Source organism: Actinomadura macrotermitis, from assembly GCF_009604375.1.
Lineage (GTDB): Bacteria > Actinomycetota > Actinomycetes > Streptosporangiales > Streptosporangiaceae > Spirillospora > Spirillospora macrotermitis.
Genome location: NZ_WEGH01000005.1, coordinates 582,086 through 599,579 on the forward strand (window position 1 = coordinate 582,086; position 17,494 = coordinate 599,579).

The following is a 17,494-nucleotide window of genomic DNA, read 5'->3' on the forward strand; positions in this document are numbered from 1 at the left end:
CCCCGCCGCACCGGACCGTCCTACACCGGCACGCTGTCGCGGGCCTCCCGGCCGCGCCGCGGATCGCCCGTGCGCGCGCAGTGCGCCGAGCAGTACCAGTGCCGGTCCACCTCGACGCCGTGGCCGACGATCCGGCACTCGCAGTGCTCGCAGATCGGCGCCATCCGGGTGATCGCGCACTCGAACGAGTCGAAGGTGTGCACCGCCCCCTGCGCGTGCACCTCGAACGAGAGCGCGTAGTCGTTGCCGCAGACCTCACAGGTCGCCATGGTCGTGTCTTCCCCTCCCCCGCCGCGTCGCGCTCACGATCTACCCGCGCCGGGCGCCGCTCACTCGGCGGCGCGGGTACCCGGGACGGGAAACGGCTCCGCGCGACCCTTGGGCAAGGGCCGCGCGGAGCCGCGGGCGCGCAGAGCGGGCAGGGATCAGACCCGGACCCCGGCGAGGTCCGGTGCGCCCGCCTCCTCCTGCGCACGGGACTTGCGCAGGTAGCACGCCCAGGTCAAAGCGACGCAGACCGCGTAGAACCCGGCCAGCACCAGCAGCGCCGGGCCGATGCTCTTGGTCTGCTCGATCGAGATCCGGAAGGTCTGCTGGATCAGCACGCCGCCCGCCGCACCGATCGCGGAGATGATGCCGATGGCCGCGGCGGCCTGGCGGCGGCCCCGGGCGACCGCCTCGTCCACCGCGCCCGCCCGGGTGGCGTCCACCCCGGCCAGCGCCCGGTTGCGGAAGATCGCCGGGATCATCTTGTAGGTGGAGCCGTTGCCGAGCCCGGTGGTGAGGAACACCAGCAGGAACGCGGTGAGGAACAGCGGCCAGCTCTTGGCCTGCACCGCGTAGGCGACGACGGCGACGCCGAGGCCCATCGCGAAGAAGTTCACCATCGTCACCCGGGCGCCGCCGAGCCGGTCGGCCAGCCAGCCGCCGAACGGGCGGGCCAGCGAGCCGACGCACGCGCCGAGCCAGATGACGTTCGCGCCCTTGACGTCGGGGAACTGGTTCTTGATCAGCACGCCGAAGCTGAACGAGTAGCCGATGAACGACCCGAACGTGCCGATGTACAGCACCGACATCACGATCGTCTGCCGGTCGCGGGCGCTCGCGGCCATCTCCCGCAGCGTGTACGAGGAGGTCGCCGTGGACAGGTTGTTCATGAACAGGTAGGCCAGCAGCGCCGCCAGCAGGATGAACGGCATCCACACCCAGCCGACCGCGACCAGGCCGAACGCCACGATCAGCGGCGGCATCGCCAGCTGCGTCACGCTCGTGCCGAGGTTGCCGCCGGCGGCGTTCAGCCCGAGCGGCAGGCCCTGCCGCGACGCCGGGTAGAAGTGGGTGATGTTGGCCATCGAGGAGGCGAAGTTCCCGCCGCCGAGCCCCGTCGTCGCCGCGATCAGCAGCAGCGCCCAGAACGGGATGCCCGGATTGTTGATCGCGTAGACGAACGATCCGCACGGGATCAGCAGCAGCAGCGCGCTCACGATCGTGAAGTTGCGCCCGCCGAACCGCGCCGGCGCGAAAGTGTAGGGCACCCGCAGCGCCGCGCCGACCAGGTTGGGGGTCGTGGTCAGCCACAGCGTCTCGCCGACCGTCAGCTTGATCCCGGCGGCCGGCAGGTTGAGCACCGCGATGCTCCACAGCAGCCAGACCGAGAAGCCGAGGTGCTCGGTGATGATGGAGAAGACCAGGTTGCGGGTCGCGACCCGGCGGCCCGTCGCCGCCCAGAACCCCTCGTCGTCGGGCCTCCAGTCGTCGATCCAGCGCCGCCCCCGGGCCGGTGCGGGCGGGGCGGTCTTCTCGGTCAGCGCGGTCATGCCCTACCTCCGATGTCGGTGACAGTCCAGAAGGTAGGAACGCTGAGTTACGACCGGCGGCGCAGGGTGTGCACGGCTTGCTACATCCTGCGCACATCGGAAACATCGGCGTGTGAAAGGGCGGGCCGCACGCGCGGAACGGCGTCAGCGCGCGGCGGGGCCCTCCGGCCGCCGCGGCGACCGCCCCGACGAGCGCAGCACCGCCTCCCAGGGCTCGCCCCGCACCAGCGGCAGGTGCGGCACGCCCCAGTGCCAGGCGGGCACCAGCACCTCCGCGTCGCGCGGCCGGTAGTCCTCGCCGATCGTGCGCGCCAGGTCCCAGGCGTGCAGGTGCCACTCCACGCAGGCGGCCCCCGCGTGGTCGCCGACGGTGTACTTGGTGCCCCGGTAGACCAGGTGGGTGCGGTCCCACTGGTCGGGGATCAGGTCGGCGTAGGCGCCCGCCGACACGGTGAAGGCGGTGATGCGCCCCGGGCCCGGCTCGGCGGGCAGCACGGCGAGCTCGGCCGCGTTCTGCCGGGCCTGCCGGCGGATCAGCACCGCGGCCGCGCCCTCCCAGGCGAACAGCTTGGCCAGCCGGCTGTCGGGCGCGTCCTGCAGGTACTCCAGGTAGTTCTCCGCCACGCACCGCAGATGCCCGGCCAGCTCGATCGCCTGCCACTCGCCGCACGGGGTCGGCGCGTCCCAGGCGGTGACCCGGTCGGCCAGCGCGCGGATCGCCCGCACCCCGTCCCGGTAGCACTCAAGGACACGGTCGCGCTCGGGCGGCGTGTGCTCCACCTGTTCGTTCTCCCCCGCGGTCAGAGCACCCTGCGACGCACCCGGCGACGTGATGCGGCCCCCTCGCCGGGACGCCCGCCGGCACCGCCGCGGCCGGCCGCGGGTGCGGGGCGTCCCGTCGTTCCCCCGAGGGGCAGAATCTCAGAGTTCGGCGGCCGGTGCCACCCGGGTGACACGGTGTCACCCGCCCGATGTCACCGGCCCCGGTGATGTGCGGCCCCGGTCAGGCGACCCAGGCCGGCGGCACCGTCGCGGGACGGTCGCGGAAGCCGAGGCGGTGCTGCTCGCGGACGGTGCGCAGCCGGTCGATCTCGGCGGTCCACGGCTGCACGGCGGGCTTGGCCAGGCCCTTGCGGCGGTGGATCTCGGCGGCGCGGCGGGCCTTGGCGTCCTGCTCGTCCGCGGCGTAGCCCTTCGGGCCGATCTCGGCGCGCTCGGCGGCCTGCGCCGCCGCCAGGGCCCCGGTCAGCGCCCGGTCGAACGCCGACCGCAGCGCGGCGATCTCCTCGTCCGGGCCGCCCGCGGCCTGCGCGGCGCGCAGCGTCTCCTCGGCGCGGCCGGCGGCGGCGAGCCGGTCGCGGTACTCCCCCGCCAGCCGGCGGTCGGCCTCGTACGACCCGGCGACGTCCTTGTTCACCCGGCGGCGCGGCAGCGGCATGTGCGACTCCTGAAACAACCGATCTTCGAAACCCGTCGGGGTCAGCGTACGCTCGGCGGCGGCGTGTTGTGACGGGGGACACCCCGTTCGCGGCCTTTACGCAGTAAGGTGAGGTCTCATGGTCCGGCAACCGAGCATCAACGCCCAGAACCGCCCGCCGCTGTCCATCGAGCGGATCATCGAGGCGGCCCTGCACATCGTCGACGGGCAGGGCCTCGGCCGGCTCACCATGCGCCGCCTCGGCGACGCGCTGGAGGTCGAGGCGATGGCGATCTACCACCACCTGCCGCGCGGCAAGGAGCAGCTGCTGGACGGCCTGGTCGCGCACGTGGCCGCCGCGCCCGCCGACGAGCGCGGCGCGGCGGGCTGGCGGGACGCGCTGCGCCGCTGGTCGGTGTCCTACCGCGAGCGGCTGCTCGCCCACGCCGGGGTGCTGCCGCTGCTGGTCACCGGCCGCAACCCCGCCGCCCTCGCGGCCACCACCGCCTCCCTGCGCGAGATCCTGCGCCGCGGCGGGATCCCCGAGGCGGGCGCGGCGGTCGCCGCGCACACCCTGCTCGGCTACGTGATCGGGCACACCGCGCTGGAGGTCCGCGGCCGCGCGCCCGCCGAGGCCGCCGAGGGGCCGGTCGACTGGGACGCCCGCTTCACCGCCGGCCTGAACCTGGTGCTGAACGCCGTCAACCCCGGCTAGCAGAGCGGCCCGTCGACGATCAGCACCTCCAGGACGCGCGGGCCGTGCACGCCCTCCACCCGCGCCATCTCGATGTCGCTGGTCGCCGACGGGCCGCTGATCCAGGTCAGCGGCCGGACCGGGTCCAGGCGGGCGACCGCCTCGGGCACCGTGCCGACGATCTGGTCGGCGTGCACCACGCACAGGTGGTGGTCGGGCACCAGGGTGAGGGCGCGGCGGCCCTGGCCGCGGCCGCCGTCCAGCACGATCGTGCCGGTCTGCGCGATCGCCACGGCGCAGCCGGTGACCACGCCGTCCATGCCGTCCAGCGCGCCGGCCGGGATCGGCGGGGCGTCGGCGACGGCCTGCACCCCCTCCAGCTCGGCGAGCCAGCCGTAGGGCAGGTCCGCCGGGACGGCGATGCGCGCGGCCCCGCGGCCCCACAGCGCGGCGGCGACGGCGGTGGCCACCTCGTCGGCGCCGACGTGCCGGACCGAGGCGCGGTACTCGGCGACCCGCTCGGAGAACAGGGCGACGACGTCGGCGCGGTCGGCGGGCTCGGCCAGACGGCGCCGGTAGCCGCGCGGGACCTCCACCGGGGTGCCGCGCGCCGGGCCGAGCGCGGCGCGCACCCGGCCGAGCACCTTCTCCCTGGAGTTCACCGGCCCCCCTCGCGCTCGCGCCACCAGGCCCGGAAGCTCTGCGCGGGCGGCGCCGGCAGGTCGCGGGCGTCGCTCCACTTGCCGAGCGGGCCGGGCAGCCGCCGGATCCGGCCGCCGCGCGACAGCAGCCGCGCCCAGCGGGTGCCGCGGCGCAGCGCGGCCTCGTAGCGGCGCGGATCGGCCATCGTCCAGGCGGCGGTGCGCATCAGCGCCAGCTCCGGCGTCGGCACCGGGCGGTGCCGGCGCGCCTCGACGACCTCGCCGCGCAGGTGCACCAGGATCTCCGGGATGTCGATCTTGACGGGGCACAGGTCGGTGCAGGCCCCGCACAGGGTGGAGGCGAACGGCAGCGACGCCGGCTGCGCGGCCTTCACGCCGCGCAGCTGCGGGGTGAGGATCGCGCCGATCGGCCCGGGGTAGACCGAGCCGTAGGCGTGGCCGCCGGTCCGCTCGTAGACCGGGCACACGTTCAGGCAGGCCGAGCAGCGGATGCAGCGCAGCGCGGCGCGGCCCACCTCGTCGGCCAGCGCCTTGGTGCGGCCGTTGTCGAGCAGCACCAGGTGGAACTCGCGGGGGCCGTCGCCGGGGGTGACGCCGGTCCAGGTGGAGGTGTAGGGGTTCATCCGCTCGCCGGTGGACGAGCGCGGCAGCAGCTGCAGGAAGACCTCCAGGTCCTCCCAGGTCGGCACGACCTTCTCGATCCCGGCGACGGTGATCAGGGTCTCGGGCAGCGTCAGGCACATCCGGCCGTTGCCCTCGGACTCCAGCACCACCATGGTGCCGGTCTCGGCGACCATGAAGTTGGCGCCCGAGACCGCCACCTCGGCCGCCAGGAACCGCTCGCGCAGGTAGGCGCGGGCGGCGGCGGCCAGGGCAGCGGGCTCGTCGGTGAGGTCGGCCGGGGCGCCGGGCATCGCGCGCAGGAACAGCTCGCGGATCTGCGCCCGGTTGCGGTGGATCGCCGGGACCAGGATGTGCGAGGGCCGGTCGTCGCCCAGCTGGACGATCAGCTCGGCCAGGTCGGTCTCGCGGGCGGTGATCCCGGCCGCGGCCAGGGCCTCGTTCAGCCCGATCTCCTGCGTCACCATCGACTTGACCTTGACGACCTCGCGCTGGCCCGTCGCCCGCACCAGCCGGGTGACGATCCGGTTGGCCTCGGCGGCGGTCGCCGCCCAGTGCACGGTGCCGCCGGCGTCGGTGACGGCGCGCTCCAGCTCCTCCAGGTAGCGGTCCAGGTTCAGCAGCGTCCGGTCCTTGATCGCGGCCCCGGCGGCGCGCAGCTCCTCCCAGTCGGGCAGCTCCCCCGCGGCGGCGGCGCGCCGCTCCCGGATCGTCGCGGTGGCGTTGTGCAGGTTGCGGCGCAGCTGGGTGTCGGCGAGCGCGGCGCGCGCCGCGTCGGCGAACTTCGGCGGCGGCGTCCCGGCGGGCGCGGTCACGGCGTCCCCTCCTTCGCCGCCTCGGTCGCGGCGAGGATCTCGGCCAGGTGCATGACCCGCACCCCCGAGCGCAGCCGCGACAGCGCCCCGCCGATGTGGGAGAGGCAGGAGTTGTCCACCGCGCACACCACGTCGGCGGCGGTGTCGCGGATGTGACGGACCTTGTCGGCGACCATCGCCACCGACACGTCGGAGTTCTTCACCGCGAACGTGCCGCCGAACCCGCAGCACTCCCCGGCGGCGGGCAGCGCGACCAGGTCCAGGCCCCGCACGGCGCGCAGCAGCCGCAGCGGCCGGTCGCCGACGCCGAGCATCCGCATCGAGTGGCAGGTCGGGTGGTAGGTGACGCGGTGCGGGAAGTAGGCGCCGACGTCGGTGACGCCGAGGACGTCGACCAGGAACTCGGTCAGCTCGTAGACCGCCAGCCCCTCGGCCGCGCGGGCGAGGCCCGGGTCCCCCGCGGCGCGGGCGATGCGCGGGTAGGCCTCGCGGACGGTGGTCGCGCACGACGCCGACGGCGTCACCACCGCGCCGGCGCCGCCGAACACGCCGGTGAAGGCGCGCGCGAGCTCGGCCGCCTCCTGCCGGTACCCGGTGTTCCAGTGCATCTGGCCGCAGCAGGTCTGCCCGGCCGGGAACACGACCTGGTGCCCGAGACGCTCCAGCAGCCGGACGACCGCGCGGCCGGTGCCGGGGAACATCGCGTCGTTGAAGCACGCGACGAACAACTCGACCCGCATCCGGCCTCACCCCCGCGGGACATCGTACGAGGCGGCGGCCGTTTCGGTGGGAGGATCGCGCCGCGCGTCCCCGCCCGCCGGTCATGGACGCGTGAACCGCACCGGCCGAAAGATTTGCCGATCGGACAGCGTGTCGTACTCGACCCGTTATCCCGCCAAGGGCACGCTATGTCCAGCACCACAGGGTGAGACGGATCACAGCGGACCGGTCCCCCGGTACCAAGGGACAACCGTCCCAACGGGCTATGGCCGGACCACCATGAACCGTTCCACACTGGGGTGCGTCATAAGAGACAACATCACCGCGTAGTCGAAGACCGGAGGCACGCCGATGTGCCCGCACCAGACACCCTGTCCCTCTCCTGACGGACCGAACCGCGACGCCGCGCGCACGGTCGCCTGCCACCCCGAACAGGGGTGGAGCCTGCTGTGCAACGGTGTGGTGCTGTTCGAGGACACCGGTGAGCTGCTGCCCGACGGGGCGATCATCGCACCGCACCGGCCGACCGACCTCGGGGTCGCCTCGGCCGCCTGAACCGGCCCTCCGCACGGGGGACTAGTTCCAAAGGGTGATCGTCTCGGGGGCCATGCCCATCGGTCCGGCGCCTCTGGACCCGCTCACGGGTCCAGAGGAACCGCACCCCTTTTCGTCCATCACGTCCGTTCCGCGAACACCTCGCCCGCGGGCCGCCCGGCGGCCCAGCGGCGCAGCCACGGCTCCACCGCCGTCCCCACGGCATCCGGATCCTTTGCCAGTTCATGGCGCTCCCCCGGCAGGACCCGCACCTCGGCCGCGTCGGCCGGGTCCGGCACCCCGAAGGGGTCCCGGTCCCCGTTGACGACCAGCACGGGCACCCCCGCCGAACGCAGCTCCTCCGCCCGCGACTTCTCCGGCCTGCCCGGCGGGTGCAGCGGGAACGCCAGCGCGACGACGCCGGCCGCCCCGGCCGCCCGCGCCGTCCGGCACGCCACCCGCGCCCCGTTGCTCCGCCCGCCCTGCACCAGCGGCAGATCGCCGAAGCGGTCCCGCAGCACCGCGACGATCTCCAGCCACGCCTCGTCCTGCCGCACCGCCGAGCCGGGCGCGCGGCGCCCCGCCTTGCGGAACGGCTGCAGCACCCGGGCGACGGCGCCGCCGAGCCCGAGCGCGGCCGCCCGGACGGCCAGCAGGTCGGCGGCGTCCACTCCCCCGTTGGAGCCGTGCGTGAGCACCAGCAGGAAGGACGGGCGGTCCGGCGCGTCCAGGACGACCTCGGCCGGCCCGTGCGAGGTGGCGATCTCCATGGCGGTCACGCTACCGCCCGCGTGCGGGGGCGCGGACCTGGGCAGACCCACCCCATGGAGATCATGAAAGAGGACGAGTGGCGCGACTTCGTGCGGCAGGGCACCCGGACCGGCAAGGCCGCCGTCGTCCGCGCCGACGGATCGCCGCACGTGACCCCGGTGTGGTTCGTGCTGGACGGCGACGAGCTGCTCTTCAACACCGGCGCCGACAGCCTCAAGGGCCGCGCCCTCGCCCGCGACCCGCGGGTGTCGGTCTGCGTCGAGGACGACACGCCGCCCTTCTCCTTCGTCACCCTCTCCGGCGAGGTGACGCTGGAGCGCGACCCGGCGGCGATGCTGCCCTGGTCGATCCGGATCGGCGCCCGCTACATGGGCGCCGGCCGGGGCGAGGAGTTCGGCCGCCGCAACGCGGTGCCCGGCGAGCTGCTGGTCCGGATGCGGATCACCCACGTGGTCGCGCAGCGCGCGGTCGCGGCCTGAGCCGCGGTCAGGCGGTCGGCGGCGCGGCCGGGGCGTCCATCGCCAGCCGCAGCCGCTCGGCGAAGCTCTCGTGCAGCAGCGGGCCCCAGGAGTAGTCGCTCGGGACCCGCACCGCCCGGCCGAGCAGGCGCTGGGTCTCGTCCCCGCCGGGGCCGTCGGCGTAGCGGACGGCCAGCAGCGCGTACATGTGGTCCAGCGCGCCGAACGCCTCGCCGGCGAGGGCGGGCAGCGACCCGTCCGCCACCGACTGCTCCAGGACCGGCTCCCACCACAGCCCGGCCGGGTCGCCCTCGTCGCCGAAGTCGCGCCGCAGCCGGGCCCGGACCTGCCCGGCCACGCCGGGGTCGGCCAGGCCGCGCCGCCACACCTCGCGGGCCTCGGCCTCGCGGCCGCGCAGCGGCAGCGTGCGCGCGAGCAGCTCGGTCGCCAGCGGCCCGACCTCGGGGTCGGCCGGGCCGGCCAGCGCCGCGCCGAACGCGCCGACCGCCTGGTCCAGGCAGGCGATGCCGAGGGCGACGGCGAGGCGGGCGTAGGCGTGCGGGGCGGTGTCGCGGTCGATCAGCCGCAACCCGGCGGTGAGGATCCGGTAGGCGCGGGCGGGGTCGCCGCGCTCCAGCAGCCGCTGGGCGAGGTCGTGCGCGGCGAGCGTGCCGTACTCGGGGTCGCCGGTCGCGACGGCCTGCTCCCAGTGCTCGCGGGCGGCGTCGAAGTCGCCGGCGTCGTCGTGCAGCCGGGCCAGCGCCAGATGCGCCGGCGGCAGGTAGGCGGGGTTGCCGAAGCCGACCACGGCCTGCCAGGCGGCCCCGGCCTCGTCGCGCTCGCCGGCCCGCTCATGGGTGAGGGCGAGGTGGTAGGCGGCGCGCGGCCCGTACTCGGGATCGCCGGTGGCGATGGCCTGGCGGTCGGCCTCGCGGGCGGCCGCCACGTCGCCGCCGTCGTCCAGCACGACGGCCAGGCCGAGCGCGGCCCGCGCCCGGTAGGGGGTGTCGCCGAGGGCGAGCACCTGCCGGAACAGGCCGGCGGCGCGGGCCGGCTCTCCGTCCTCGGCGAGCCGGCGGGCCCGCTCGCACAGCCGGGCCGGGTCGTCGCCGCGCACCGCGGGGGGCGCCGTCTCAGGCGTTTCGCTCATCGCTCTGCTGCCCTCTGGGGGTTCGGGGTCCGCCCCGAGCCTAGCGACCCGGCCCTCCCCCGTCCCGGCACGACACCCCGCGTTCCGCACCCAAGATCATGACCGCTTCCGGCCCGCTGCCTTTACGTTGTAGATCACGAGAGGCGGGCCGGAAACGGCCCTGCCGGGCGCCGCACGGCGCCCGGCAGGTCTTCAGGCTCGTCTGGCGACGCCGGAGGCGGGCCCCGCCCAGGTCCGGTCGCGAAGCGATGCGCACCCGCTCCGAGCACGGTCAAGGGACGAGCCGCCGGGCGAGTCCCTTGACCGTGCTCGAACGAACGCGGATCAGTCCTCGAACGCCTCCGGCGGCGGGCAGGAGCAGACCAGGTTGCGGTCACCGTAGGCCTGGTCGATGCGGCGCACCGGCGGCCAGTACTTGTTCTCCCGCAGCGAGGGCAGCGGGTAGGCCGCCTCCTCGCGGGTGTAGGCGTGCTTCCAGTCGTCGGCGAGCAGCGTCGCCGCGGTGTGCGGGGCGTTGCGCAGCGGGTTGTCCTCGGCGTCGTAGCCGCCGTCGGCGACCCGCTGGATCTCCCGGCGGATCTCGATCATGGCCTCGGCGAACCGGTCCAGCTCGGCCAGGTCCTCGCTCTCGGTCGGCTCGATCATCAGCGTGCCGGCCACCGGGAACGACAGCGTCGGCGCGTGGAAGCCGTAGTCGATGAGGCGCTTGGCCACGTCCTCGGCGGTGACCCCGGTCTCCTTGGTGATCTTGCGGAGGTCGGCGATGCACTCGTGCGCCACCAGGCCGTTGCGGCCGGTGTACAGGATCGGGTAGTGCGGGGCGAGCCGGGCCGCCAGGTAGTTGGCGCCGATGATGGCGCCCTCGGTGGCCGCGCGCAGGCCGTCCGGGCCCATCATCGCGATGTAGGCCCAGGAGATCGGCAGGATGCCCGCCGAGCCCCACGGCGCCGCCGAGATCGGCCCGACGCCCGTGCCGGCGGGTCCCGCCTCGCCGCGCAGCGGGTGGTTCGGCAGGAACGGCGCGAGGTGCTCGCGCACGCCGATCGGGCCGACGCCCGGGCCGCCGCCGCCGTGCGGGATGCAGAAGGTCTTGTGCAGGTTCAGGTGCGAGACGTCGGAGCCGAACTCGCCGGGCCGGGCGAGGCCGACCAGCGCGTTGAGGTTGGCGCCGTCGACGTAGACCTGGCCGCCCGCGTCGTGCACGGCCTTGCAGACCTCGGTAATGGACTCCTCGAACACCCCGTGGGTGGAGGGGTAGGTCACCATGATCGCCGAGAGCGCGTCCCCGTGCTTGCCGATCTTGGCGTGCAGGTCGTCAACGTCGATGTTGCCGCCGTCGTCGCACTTGACGACCACGACCTTCATCCCGGCCATCACCGCGCTCGCGGCGTTGGTGCCGTGCGCCGAGGAGGGGATCAGGCAGATGTTCCGGTGCTCCTCGCCGCGCGAGGCGTGGTAGCCGCGGATCGCCAGCAGCCCGGCCAGCTCGCCCTGCGACCCGGCGTTCGGCTGCACCGACACCGCCGCGTACCCGGTGATCTCGGCGAGCGCGTGCTCCAGCTCGCCGATGAGCTCCAGGTAGCCGGCGGCCTGGTCGACCGGCGCGAACGGGTGGATGTGCGCGAACTCGGGCCAGGTGATCGGCTCCATCTCGGTGGTCGCGTTCAGCTTCATCGTGCACGAGCCGAGCGGGATCATCGAGCGGTCGAGCGCGATGTCCTTGTCCTGCAGCCGGCGCAGGTACCGCAGCATGGCGGTCTCGGAGCGGTGCGCGTGGAAGACCGGGTGCGACAGGTAGGGGCTCTCGCGGCGCAGCGCGCCGGGGAACGCCTCGCCGACCTCGCCGAGGTCGCCGGTGTCCACGCCGAACGCCTCCAGCACGGCGGTGACGTGCTGGGGGGTGGTCGTCTCGTCGCAGGCGACCGCGACGTGGTCGGCGTCCACCGGCCGCAGGTTGATGTGCCGCTCGCGGGCGGCCTCCAGGACCTGCGCGGCGCGGCCGGGCACCCGCGCGAGCACGGTGTCGAAGAACGAGCCGTGCACGACCTCGACGCCGCCGCGGCGCAGCCCCGCGGCCAGCTCGGCGGCCCGCGCGTGGGTGCGCTGGGCGATCGCGGCCAGGCCCTCGGGGCCGTGGTAGACGGCGTACATGCTCGCCATGACGGCGAGCAGCACCTGCGCGGTGCAGATGTTGCTGGTGGCCTTCTCGCGGCGGATGTGCTGCTCGCGGGTCTGCAGCGCCAGCCGGTAGGCCGCGGCGCCGTCGGCGTCGACCGACACGCCGACCAGGCGGCCGGGCAGCTGCCGCTGGATGCCCTCGCGGACGGCCATGTAGCCGGCGTGCGGGCCGCCGAAGCCGTAGGGGACGCCGAACCGCTGCGCCGAGCCGATCACGATGTCGGCGCCGGACTCGCCGGGCGGGCGCAGGATCGTCAGCGCGAGCAGGTCGGCGGCGACGACGACCTGGGCGCCGCGCTCGTGCGCCTGCGCGGTCACCGGCGCGAGGTCGCGCACGGCGCCCGACGCGCCCGGGTACTGCAGCAGCACGCCGAAGAAGTCGCCCTCGGGAAGCCCGCCGGACAGGTCGGCGGTGACGACCTCGATGCCGAGCGGCACGGCGCGGGTGCGGACGACCTCGATGGTCTGCGGCAGCGCGTCGGCGTCGACCAGGAACGTGCCGGGCTCCTTGCGGCGGGACGCGCGGTGCGCCAGCGCCATCGCCTCGGCGGCGGCGGTGCCCTCGTCCAGCATGGAGGCGTTGGCGACCGGCAGGCCGGTGAGGTCGGCCACCACGGTCTGGAAGTTCAGCAGCGCCTCCAGCCGGCCCTGGGAGATCTCCGGCTGGTAGGGCGTGTAGGCGGTGTACCAGCCCGGGTTCTCCAGCACGTTGCGCAGGATCACCCCGGGCGTGTGGGTGCCGTGGTAGCCGAGGCCGATCATGGAGGTGAGCACGGTGTTGCGGCCCGCGATGTCGCGCAGCCGGGCCAGCGCGGCGGGCTCCGACAGCGCCGGCGGCAGGTCCAGCGGCCGGCCGGTGCGGATCGCGGCGGGCACCGCGTCGTCGATCAGCGCCTCGGTGCTGGAGTAGCCGATCGCCGCGAGCATCCGGTCGCGGTCGCCGGCGGACGGTCCGATGTGGCGGTCGGCGAAGGTGTCGCGCGGGTCTTGCGGCGACGCCACGGGGGCGAAGTACTGGGCCGTCATCTTGGAGGAGCCTCCTGGGCTGCTGCGGTCGCCTAGGGCGCCGGGGACCCGTGGCGGGTCTCCGGCCGTCTCCCCCTCTGTCATCGGCACCTGAGAGCTTCACCCGCCGGGAGCGGGGTTTCCCCTTCGGTGAGCCGCCGCGCCCTCCGGTGGAGGGGACGGCGCCTGCTTTCCAGAGGTGCCTCGCCCGAGCGGTCCTTTTGCCTGAGAGGTTCCGGGGAGGTTGCCCCTTCGGCGTCCCACGCTGGGTGCGTGGGATCTCTCCCGCACAGGGTCGACGGCTGTCCTACCGGGAACTGTATCCAATGGACGGCGCAAACGATCGCGGCGGCCCCCGGCGGGCGCCGAACGCGCGGCCCCGGCCCGCCCCCTGCCGGGCGGGCGCGGGCCGGTGAGTACGATATCCACAGCTCACGGACACGGGGACGGGCCGCGGGCGCGGGGCGGAAGGACATGGGCGCGGGGTGCAAGGCGTGCGGGCACGGTTCCCCGGGCGCCCTCGACGGGGCGCGGCCGGGTCTGCGACGCTGATCTCGATGAGCGGTCCGGACGGCGGTGCGCAGTGACGCAGGCGGGCGACACCACGGTGCGTCCCGGGCGGCCCGGCGCGGCCGCCGCGGGCGGCGTGCCCGTGGACGAGCCGCCCCGCCCCGACCGGATCCGCCGCCCCTCCGACGCGTTCCGCTTCGCCGCGGCGATCATCGGCCTGGCCGCGGTGCTGCTGCTCGTGTCGATCGCCCAGCAGACCACGCACGGCCTGCAGACCGACATCACCGAGGGCACCGCGCACGCCCCGCGGCTGCTGCTCTACCTGGCCACGCTGGCCTCCAGCTTCGGCGTGCTGGCGGTGCCGGTCGCCTTCGCCGCCGAGCGCCTGTTCCACAAGGACGGCATGCGGGTCGCGATCGCGCTGCTGGCCGCGGTGATCGCGTTCGTGGTGACGCTGGTGCTGGACGACTGGGTGGTGCCGGCCGCGCCCGGCGGGGTGCTGGACTCCCTCATCTGGGGCGGCACCCGCACCGCGCCCGCGCACGTCGACATCGCGCCGGTGATCGCGTTCGTCACCGCCGTCGGGATGGCCGGCCGGCCGCGCTGGCAGATCGCGACCTGGTCGATGATCGGGCTGACCGCGCTGACCGGCCTCACCGCCTCCTACGCCTCGGTCTCGGCGCTCGCCGCCACCTACTTCCTCGGCCGCGCCATCGGGCACGGCGTGCGGTACGCCGTCGGCACCCCCAACCCGCGCCCGCCCGGCACCGCCGTCATGGCCGCCCTGGAGCGGCTCGGGCTGCGCCCGGTGCGCGCCCGGATGCTGCCCGGCGGCGCCGAGGCCGACCGCCACTACGGCGTCGCGGTCGCGCACGCCCCCGGCGCCGCGCCGGTGGACGCGACCGGCGCCGCCCTGCCGCCCGGCGAGTGGCAGCTGGACGTCAGCGTGCTGGACCGCGACGCCCAGAGCGCCGGGCTGCTCTACCGGATGTGGCGCCTGGCCCGGTTCCGCGAGGCCACGCCGGGGCGGGCGCTGCGCTCGCTGCGCCGCTCGCTGGAGCAGGAGTCGCTGACCGCCTACGCGGTGGCCGCCGCCGGCGCCCGCACGCCCCGGCTGACCGCCGTCTCCGACGTCGGCACCGAGGCGGCGCTGCTGGCGTTCGAGTACGTGCCGGGCCGCCGGCTGGGCGAGCTGCCGCCCAACGAGATCACCGACGAGCTGCTCACCGACGTGTGGCGCCAGCTGCAGTGCCTGCAGCACGCCCGGCTCGCCCACCACCGGCTGGAGGGCGAGGCGGTCCTGGTCACCGACACCGGCCGGGCCTGCCTGGTGGACCTGGGGGGCGGCGAGATCGCCGCCGGCGACCTGGCGCTGCGGCTGGACGTGGCGCAGCTGCTCACCACCCTCGCGCTGCGGATCGGACCCGAGCGGGCCGTCGCCACCGCCGCCGCCGTGCTCGGCGAGCAGACCCTGGCGGGCGTGGTGCCGCTGCTGCAGCGGGTGGCGCTGTCGCGCAACACCCGCGCCGCGCTCCGCCACGACAAGGACCTGCTGACCCGCATCCGCGAGCAGATCGTCCGGCTGGAGCCCGAGATCGAGGCGGCGCCGGTCCGGCTGGAGCGGTTCCGGCCGCGCACGATCGTCAGCATCATCGCGCTCAGCTTCGCCGCCTACATCGTCATCCCGCAGATCGGCAGCATCGACCTGGTGCGCCTGGCCTCCACCGCGCAGTGGTGGTGGGTGCTGACCGCCCTCGCCGCCTCCGGCGTCACCTACCTGGCGGCCGCGCTGATGCTGATGGGGTTCGTGCCCGAGCGGCTGCCGCTCGGGCGGACCGTGCTGGTGCAGATCGCCGCGTCGTTCGTGAAGCTGGTCGCGCCCGCCGCGGTCGGCGGCGTGGCGATCAACACCCGCTACCTGCAGCGCTCGGGCGTGCGGCCGGGGCCGGCGGTGGCCAGCGTCGGCGCCTCCCAGCTGATGGGCATGGTCACCCACATCCTGCTGCTGATCGTGTTCGGCTTCGTCACCGGGTCCACCCGCACCGCGACCAAGGACCTGGCGCCGTCCCGCACCATCGTGATCGTGCTGCTGGCGCTCGCGGTGCTCGCCTCGGCCGCGCTCGCCGTCCGCCGGGTCCGGCGGGTCGTCACCACCCGGCTGAGGAGCATGTTCTCCGGCGTCGTGCCGCGGCTGGTGGACGTGCTGCAGTCGCCGCGCAAGCTGTGCACCGGGCTGGGCGGCACGCTGCTGCTCACCGTCGCCTTCGTGGTCTGCCTGGACGCCTCGGTGCGCGCCTTCGGCGGCTCGCTGCCCTGGACGACGGTCGTGGTGGTCTTCCTCACCGCCAACGCGCTCGGCTCGGCCGCGCCGACCCCCGGCGGCCTCGGCGCCGTCGAGGGCGCACTGACGCTGGCCCTGACGATCTCGGGGCTGACCGCGGAGACCGCGACCTCGGCGGTGCTGCTGTTCCGGCTGCTGACGCTGTGGCTGCCGGTGCTGCCCGGCTGGGCCGCGTTCACCTATCTGCAGCGCAAGGAGGCCATCTGAGGGCCGGGATGGGTCTGCCGTGGGATGGATACTGCCGGGGAGGGCGCGTCGCGCGCGGGCGGTGGTCTCAGGCAGGGGGTGGAGGGGTGGAGCGGCGGGGAGGCCGGTCAGCCGGTCTTGCGGGCGCGGCGGCGGCCGGCGAGCTCGTCGTGGGGGTGTGATCCGTCGCAGTCCTCGTCGGCCGCGCGTTCGGCGGGCAGCTCCGCCAGGCTGCCCTCCACCTCCTGCCAGACGCGGCCGAGCGCTATGCCGAAGACCCCCTGGCCGCCCTGCAGCAGGTCCACCACCTCGTCGGCGGAGGTGCACTCGTAGACGCTCACCCCGTCGCTCATCAAGGTGATCTGGGCCAGGTCCTGGACGCCGCGGTCGTGCAGGTGCGTCACCGCGGTGCGGATCTGCTGCAGCGAGACGCCGGTGTCCAGCAGCCGCTTGACGACCTTCAGCACCAGGATGTCGCGGAAGCCGTAGAGGCGCTGGCTGCCCGAGCCGTGGGCGGCGCGCACGCTCGGGGCGACCAGGCCGGTGCGGGCCCAGTAGTCCAGCTGCCGGTAGGTGATGCCCGCCGCCGTGCACGCGGTCGGCCCGCGGTAGCCGACGTCCTCGGGCGGCGCCGACACCCGGGCGTCGAAGAGCAGCCCCTGCTCACCGGCGCGGCGGGACGCCACGCGCCGTTCGGGGGTCGCCTTGCCCTCGCCGCTGCTCACCGCCACGCGGACCTCCGGCTTCTATCAGCCCGCCGCGCTCCGTCAAGGGGGTTCGACGGATTACGCCACGGGTGTTCCACCAGCACGGTAGGTGCCGGTCAGGGTGTGGTCAACGTTCGTCGTCGGCGCGTCGCATGCCCGGATGAACCGGCTTCACGTGGGCAAACTGCGCACCTTCGCTCTCAGGGACTCCTACCCCGGTCGTCACCCGCCGGAAACGGCCCGGCCGTCGCCAATGCAAGAACACTCATATCGGGGCATAAACGTGCATACCCGGACGCCAGGGGGCGGCATCGTGCCTGGCCGGCGCGGCGCGCCGGGACGGCGCGGCCCACCGGGGGCGGGGGCCGTCACGAACCCGCGCGGCCGAAGTCCTCCGGGGTGATGTTGTCCAGGAACTCCCGGAACTTCTCGACCTCGTCCTCCTGTTCGTCGGGAATCGCGACGCCCGCCTCCTCCAGCACGTCCTCCCCCGCGAAGATGGTCGCGCCGGTGCGCAGCGCGAGCGCGATCGAGTCCGAGGGCCGGGCGCTCACCTCGACGCCGTTGGAGAACACCAGGTCGGCGAAGAAGATGCCCTCGCGCAGCGCGGTGATGTTGACCGCGCGCAACTGCACGCCGAGCGCGTCCAGCACATCGCGGAACAGGTCGTGGGTGAGGGGGCGCGCGGGCAGCACGCCCTGCTGGGCGAAGGCGATCGCGGTCGCTTCGACCGCCCCGATCCAGATGGGGAGATAACGGTCCCCGCCCGACTCCTTCAACAGGACGATCGGCTGATTGGAGGGCATCTCGACCCGGACGCCGACGACCTCCATCTGCTTCACAGCGGCTCCCTGCTGGTCCTCGACTTATCGATTCACCGTGCTGCTCGATCACCGTGCGCGCGGGGC

Annotated in this window: 16 protein-coding genes and 2 riboswitches; of the genes, 4 read left to right on the forward strand and 12 right to left on the reverse strand. The window is 74.7% G+C overall.

Going from position 1 to position 17,494, the window contains the following annotated elements; genetic code table 11:
- Positions 1–20: 20 nt before the first annotated feature.
- The 4 genes from ACRB68_RS35500 to ACRB68_RS35515 form a co-directional block, all read right to left on the reverse strand.
- Positions 21–269: a hypothetical protein gene (locus tag ACRB68_RS35500; RefSeq protein ID WP_153540359.1), complete on the reverse strand. Its 249-nt coding sequence runs from the start codon at positions 267–269 to the stop codon at positions 21–23.
- A gap of 156 nt (positions 270–425) precedes the next feature.
- On the reverse strand, positions 426–1,817 hold the full coding sequence (locus ACRB68_RS35505; RefSeq protein WP_153540361.1) for an MFS transporter: 1,392 nt from the start codon (positions 1,815–1,817) through the stop codon (positions 426–428).
- Between the two features lie 144 nt (positions 1,818–1,961).
- Entirely contained in the window at positions 1,962–2,597 is a 636-nt protein-coding gene (locus tag ACRB68_RS35510; RefSeq protein WP_328595188.1) for a maleylpyruvate isomerase N-terminal domain-containing protein, read from the reverse strand.
- A gap of 223 nt (positions 2,598–2,820) precedes the next feature.
- Positions 2,821–3,255, reverse strand: a complete 435-nt coding sequence (locus ACRB68_RS35515) for a plectin (protein ID WP_153540365.1) — start codon at positions 3,253–3,255, stop codon at positions 2,821–2,823.
- A gap of 118 nt (positions 3,256–3,373) precedes the next feature.
- Here ACRB68_RS35515 and ACRB68_RS35520 point away from each other — a divergent pair, with 118 nt between their 5' ends.
- A complete protein-coding gene (locus ACRB68_RS35520; RefSeq protein ID WP_153540367.1) occupies positions 3,374–3,949 on the forward strand; it encodes a TetR/AcrR family transcriptional regulator in 576 nt (191 codons plus the stop codon).
- On the opposite strand, the gene ACRB68_RS35525 is transcribed toward ACRB68_RS35520, so the two are convergent.
- From ACRB68_RS35525 to ACRB68_RS35535, 3 genes are read right to left on the reverse strand one after another with little or no spacing between them, the layout of a single operon-like run.
- Entirely contained in the window at positions 3,946–4,590 is a 645-nt protein-coding gene (locus ACRB68_RS35525) for a LutC/YkgG family protein (RefSeq protein WP_328595189.1), read from the reverse strand. The genes ACRB68_RS35520 and ACRB68_RS35525 overlap by 4 nt on opposite strands.
- On the reverse strand, positions 4,587–6,026 hold the full coding sequence (locus ACRB68_RS35530) for a LutB/LldF family L-lactate oxidation iron-sulfur protein (protein ID WP_328595190.1): 1,440 nt from the start codon (positions 6,024–6,026) through the stop codon (positions 4,587–4,589). The genes ACRB68_RS35525 and ACRB68_RS35530 overlap by 4 nt, the downstream gene beginning before the upstream one ends.
- Positions 6,023–6,766 carry a (Fe-S)-binding protein gene (locus ACRB68_RS35535; RefSeq protein ID WP_153540369.1) on the reverse strand — a complete coding sequence of 248 codons (744 nt, stop codon included), beginning with the start codon at positions 6,764–6,766 and terminating at the stop codon, positions 6,023–6,025. Before ACRB68_RS35535 ends, ACRB68_RS35530 begins: the two co-directional genes overlap by 4 nt.
- Before the next feature lie 331 nt (positions 6,767–7,097).
- On the opposite strand from ACRB68_RS35535, the gene ACRB68_RS35540 reads away from it, so the two are divergent.
- A complete protein-coding gene (locus ACRB68_RS35540) occupies positions 7,098–7,301 on the forward strand; it encodes a DUF5999 family protein (protein ID WP_153540371.1) in 204 nt (67 codons plus the stop codon).
- Between the two features lie 119 nt (positions 7,302–7,420).
- Here ACRB68_RS35540 and ACRB68_RS35545 read toward each other — a convergent pair whose 3' ends face one another.
- Complete coding sequence (locus ACRB68_RS35545; protein WP_153540373.1) at positions 7,421–8,050, reverse strand: alpha/beta hydrolase family protein; 630 nt, start codon at positions 8,048–8,050, stop codon at positions 7,421–7,423.
- 63 nt (positions 8,051–8,113) lie between these two features.
- Here ACRB68_RS35545 and ACRB68_RS35550 point away from each other — a divergent pair, with 63 nt between their 5' ends.
- On the forward strand, positions 8,114–8,530 hold the full coding sequence (locus ACRB68_RS35550) for a PPOX class F420-dependent oxidoreductase (protein ID WP_407924329.1): 417 nt from the start codon (positions 8,114–8,116) through the stop codon (positions 8,528–8,530).
- Between the two features lie 7 nt (positions 8,531–8,537).
- Here ACRB68_RS35550 and ACRB68_RS35555 read toward each other — a convergent pair whose 3' ends face one another.
- Positions 8,538–9,659: a tetratricopeptide repeat protein gene (locus ACRB68_RS35555; RefSeq protein WP_153540377.1), complete on the reverse strand. Its 1,122-nt coding sequence runs from the start codon at positions 9,657–9,659 to the stop codon at positions 8,538–8,540.
- Positions 9,660–9,983: 324 nt separating this feature from the next.
- Positions 9,984–12,863, reverse strand: a complete 2,880-nt coding sequence (gene gcvP / locus ACRB68_RS35560; protein ID WP_153540379.1) for an aminomethyl-transferring glycine dehydrogenase — start codon at positions 12,861–12,863, stop codon at positions 9,984–9,986.
- 67 nt (positions 12,864–12,930) lie between these two features.
- Positions 12,931–13,045, reverse strand: a riboswitch (glycine riboswitch).
- A riboswitch (glycine riboswitch) is annotated at positions 13,046–13,140 on the reverse strand. It lies immediately after the preceding riboswitch.
- Positions 13,141–13,425: 285 nt separating this feature from the next.
- Between gcvP and ACRB68_RS35565 the strand changes: the two genes are divergently transcribed.
- Positions 13,426–15,900, forward strand: a complete 2,475-nt coding sequence (locus ACRB68_RS35565) for a lysylphosphatidylglycerol synthase transmembrane domain-containing protein (RefSeq protein ID WP_328595191.1) — start codon at positions 13,426–13,428, stop codon at positions 15,898–15,900.
- Between the two features lie 107 nt (positions 15,901–16,007).
- Here the strand turns inward: ACRB68_RS35565 and ACRB68_RS35570 are convergent, their stop codons facing one another.
- Together ACRB68_RS35570 and ACRB68_RS35575 are read right to left on the reverse strand one after the other, a co-directional pair.
- The gene (locus tag ACRB68_RS35570) at positions 16,008–16,610 is read right to left on the reverse strand and encodes a MerR family transcriptional regulator (RefSeq protein ID WP_328595192.1); all 603 of its coding nucleotides are present in this window, start codon (positions 16,608–16,610) and stop codon (positions 16,008–16,010) included.
- Positions 16,611–16,954: 344 nt separating this feature from the next.
- A complete protein-coding gene (locus tag ACRB68_RS35575; RefSeq protein ID WP_328595193.1) occupies positions 16,955–17,428 on the reverse strand; it encodes a bifunctional nuclease family protein in 474 nt (157 codons plus the stop codon).
- Positions 17,429–17,494: the final 66 nt, after the last annotated feature.

Coding starts and splice junctions, on each gene's coding strand:
- ACRB68_RS35500 (WP_153540359.1), bottom strand. CDS start 269: ATGGCGACCTGTGAGGTCTGCGGCAACGACTACGCGCTCTCGTTCGAG.
- ACRB68_RS35505 (WP_153540361.1), bottom strand. CDS start 1,817: ATGACCGCGCTGACCGAGAAGACCGCCCCGCCCGCACCGGCCCGGGGG.
- ACRB68_RS35515 (WP_153540365.1), bottom strand. CDS start 3,255: ATGCCGCTGCCGCGCCGCCGGGTGAACAAGGACGTCGCCGGGTCGTAC.
- ACRB68_RS35520 (WP_153540367.1), top strand. CDS start 3,374: ATGGTCCGGCAACCGAGCATCAACGCCCAGAACCGCCCGCCGCTGTCC.
- ACRB68_RS35535 (WP_153540369.1), bottom strand. CDS start 6,766: ATGCGGGTCGAGTTGTTCGTCGCGTGCTTCAACGACGCGATGTTCCCC.
- ACRB68_RS35540 (WP_153540371.1), top strand. CDS start 7,098: ATGTGCCCGCACCAGACACCCTGTCCCTCTCCTGACGGACCGAACCGC.
- ACRB68_RS35545 (WP_153540373.1), bottom strand. CDS start 8,050: ATGGAGATCGCCACCTCGCACGGGCCGGCCGAGGTCGTCCTGGACGCG.
- ACRB68_RS35550 (WP_407924329.1), top strand. CDS start 8,114: ATGAAAGAGGACGAGTGGCGCGACTTCGTGCGGCAGGGCACCCGGACC.
- ACRB68_RS35555 (WP_153540377.1), bottom strand. CDS start 9,659: ATGAGCGAAACGCCTGAGACGGCGCCCCCCGCGGTGCGCGGCGACGAC.
- gcvP (WP_153540379.1), bottom strand. CDS start 12,863: ATGACGGCCCAGTACTTCGCCCCCGTGGCGTCGCCGCAAGACCCGCGC.